The 2,907-nt window shown below is 47.6% G+C and carries 3 protein-coding genes and 1 pseudogene; 1 reads left to right on the top strand and 3 read right to left on the bottom strand.

The features are described 5' to 3' along the window. Window positions 1-504, top strand: a 504-nt coding sequence (locus WBV75_RS06680; protein ID WP_424119862.1) for a glycoside hydrolase family 15 protein, incomplete at its 5' end; no start/stop codon positions are given. A 19-nt stretch (window positions 505-523) separates the two neighbouring features. On the opposite strand, the gene WBV75_RS06675 is transcribed toward WBV75_RS06680, so the two are convergent. From WBV75_RS06675 to WBV75_RS06665, 3 genes and pseudogenes are all read right to left on the bottom strand, one after another. Then, window positions 524-1,681 (bottom strand): serine hydrolase domain-containing protein, encoded by a 1,158-nt coding sequence (locus WBV75_RS06675; protein ID WP_424119861.1) that lies wholly within the window; start codon window positions 1,679-1,681, stop codon window positions 524-526. An 80-nt stretch (window positions 1,682-1,761) separates the two neighbouring features. Then, window positions 1,762-2,523 carry a polysaccharide deacetylase family protein gene (locus WBV75_RS06670; protein WP_424119860.1) on the bottom strand — a complete coding sequence of 254 codons (762 nt, stop codon included), beginning with the start codon at window positions 2,521-2,523 and terminating at the stop codon, window positions 1,762-1,764. Between the two features lie 104 nt (window positions 2,524-2,627). Continuing rightward, window positions 2,628-2,907, bottom strand: a pseudogene (locus WBV75_RS06665) (pyridoxal-dependent decarboxylase); the annotation flags it as partial.

Genomic DNA, 2,907 nt, shown 5'->3' with positions numbered 1-2,907 from the left:
CCTTTGGAAAGCAAAATCCGGGAAGAAATACTCGAAAAAGCCTGGAACGAAAAAACCAAAGCCTTTACCCAGTCATATGGCAGTGCCGACCTGGATGCCTCAGTCTTACTAATGGAACCCTATGGGTTTATCGAAGCTCTTGATCCGCGGTACGTGAGCACCGTAAAGGCCATAGAGCGGGAATTGAGTCAGGACGGGCTGTTGTTCCGATATAAAAATGAAGATGATTTTGGGCTTCCAACATCATCCTTTACCATCTGTACATTCTGGTTTATCAACAGTTTGTTCCAGATCGGTGAGGTCGAGCGCTCCAGGGAGTGGTTTGATCGCGTATTGAGCTATAGCAATCACCTGGGGCTCTTTAGCGAGGACATCGATTTTAAGACCAAGCGATTGCTGGGGAATTTCCCGCAAGCTTATTCTCACCTGGCACTGATAGAATGTGCCCTGAATTTCTCACGCAAAGCCAGTGACCAGCAGGTCCTGATGAGTCTTCAGGACTAGTAATCTGTCTTAGGTCGTGTTAAGGGGTTTTTAGAAGCTCTGCCAGAATCATGGCCAGGTTCCATGCCGATTCATTGGCATCATCGATTCCGAAGGCAAAACTAGTACCATTTGGCAAGGCGCCCATATAAGATTGAAAGCCAAAGGTCTGCCCCGCATGACCCAGGGCGCTTCCAATATTCAAGACCCCAAGGCCGTAGGTGATACCACCACCCATTGGGTTGTAATGCGAGCTGCGCACTTGTTCCATCATCGCTTTCGATTTGTAGAAATCACCCCGGGCCCAGGACCGGATAAAGAGGTCCATATCATCGAGCGTGCTGACTATTTCACCGGCTGCACCGGCGAGCGTGGCAGGCATTTGACTCGGCTTCCCCTCATAATAACCGGGCGCACGGCCTGGTATGGAATCTATGGATGGAAAATAAGTGTTTTTAAGTCCGGCTTTTTGAAGGATATTCTGACGGATATATTCCTGGAAGGTCAGGGAGGTATACTGTTCTATGAGCATCCCCAGGAGGATGTAATTCGTATTGGTGTACTTGAATTGGGCACCGGGTTTGAATTGGGGCTCATGTAACCTTTTGGCCATCCGCACCAGCTGGGCAGGAGTGAACCTAAGGGTGGAATCTCCATGTATCCCGATCTCCATCAGGTCGTCATCGAGGAAATACTCAGGCAGGCCGGATGTATGGTTCAGCAGGTTCTTCAACCGGATTTCACCCAGGTAATCGGCACTGTCCGTGACCATAAGGCCTTCTAACAATTCGGGCCTGTTCAGGATATCCGAAAGTTTATCTTCCAGGCTTAATTTTTTCTGTTCTACGAGTTGGAGGATGGAGGTAGCGGTCAACATTTTACTGCAACTCCCAATTTCAAAAGGTTGGTTGAAATCGGTGATTACCTGGCCGCTCCGGCCATCATACCCCGTATAAAAAGAATCCCCGGTTGCCGGGGTCACCTTCAGAGTAATCCGGCACCGGCCTTTTTCAGCCAGGGACTTTACAATGACATCCAGTTTTTCTTTAGTAGAATCCCTGACGGTATTGGTTGGGGAAACAGGGGTATCTCTTGTGCGATCTAAAATCTCCGCGGAGGGGCTCACAGAATTCGGTTCCGATGCGACCAGGACGTCTTCGGGCGGATTGGTAAAAGATAGCACTGTAAAGCCTAGCAAAGCAATGCAAAATTTTAGGACATTTCGGTGATACATAACGGTGGTTGTTTTTTATAATTAAAGGAGTGTTAGCCGATCTTTTATTTTGAAGTCGGATAGTGTTTGAGTCTTGCAAATTCGTAGTCTTCCCGGGTTTTTAAGAGTTCAATGAGTTTCTTCAGTTCGCTCTCTTCCCAGTCCTCCCGGAACATTTCGTCGTGGCAAAGCAATATGAGGTGATCCCTGGTAAAGGTCCGGCCCCGATCCAGGTGATGTTCTATCTGATGGAAAACTTCTTCGGCGCTTCCAACGGGCTCAGCCGTTTTGGGGTCGTGAAACCACTCCATATCCCAGCCATAAATATCAAACCCGTTTTCCGCAAGGAGGTCCGCTGCTTCAGATCCGCTGGGTATATCGTCTTTTTTTTGAGGGCCAATTCGCCACATATTCCTTCCGGGCAGTCTAGCTACCCGATCCTCGGCACCGATAATCTCATGGCTTTTGAGGAAATCATCCAGGACACCCTCGGGGTTGAAGTAGAATTTGGAGTAATGATTTCTCGCGTGGGAATAGCTGTGGTTCCCCACCTCGATATGATCGTTTTCCTTGTAGAGTTCCAGGTAGTGGGGTTGGGCTTCGGCGTGCCGTCCGACCAGTAAAACTGTAATGGGTACTTTCTCAATCCTGATGGCATCGTCAATTTTTTCACTGCCCTCAAGCGGGCCATCATCAAAGGTCAGGTAAACGTATTTTGTCTTTTTCTCCCCGGAATCAGCCCCTTGTGCCTTAATAGCCTGCAGCCCTACGAGGAGAAAAAAAATGGAAAGTAGTGTACGGGTAATTGTATTGATCTGAGTCTTCATATTATGAAAAACTTTAAAGTAGCTATAACTGTCAAAAATAAATAATTAAATCTTTAAACTGTGTTTTTTGAACGAGATACAGGCTTTTCGGTTAAGGGAGACAATTATCCATTCGAAAGGCAAACTTTACCAAGAGCCTCAAGACAGGTCAAAAGTTCGGTTAAATGTTCCTTCCCGGTAAAGGGATTCATTAGGCTCGTACGCAGGTATAGTACTTCTTTCAGGCGGGTCTGGACGATGTAAAACCGACCTTCCTCCAGGGTCTTTTTCCGAATCTTCTCATTGATTTGATTCAGGTTTTGGGGGGGGATACCTTCCGGCACCCATCGGAAGCACAATATGTTGGAATGGGGCTCACAGGCCAGTTCCCAGTTGGGCCTTTTC

The organism is Robiginitalea sp. (assembly GCF_049588695.1).
Classification (GTDB): domain Bacteria; phylum Bacteroidota; class Bacteroidia; order Flavobacteriales; family Flavobacteriaceae; genus Robiginitalea.
The sequence above is the reverse complement of the archived record's forward strand: the minus strand, read 5'-3'. Positions and strand labels throughout refer to the sequence as shown.

Excerpts from the sequence above, each read along its gene's own strand:
- WBV75_RS06670 (WP_424119860.1), bottom strand. The coding sequence starts at position 2,523 with ATGAAGACTCAGATCAATACAATTACCCGTACACTACTTTCCATTTTT.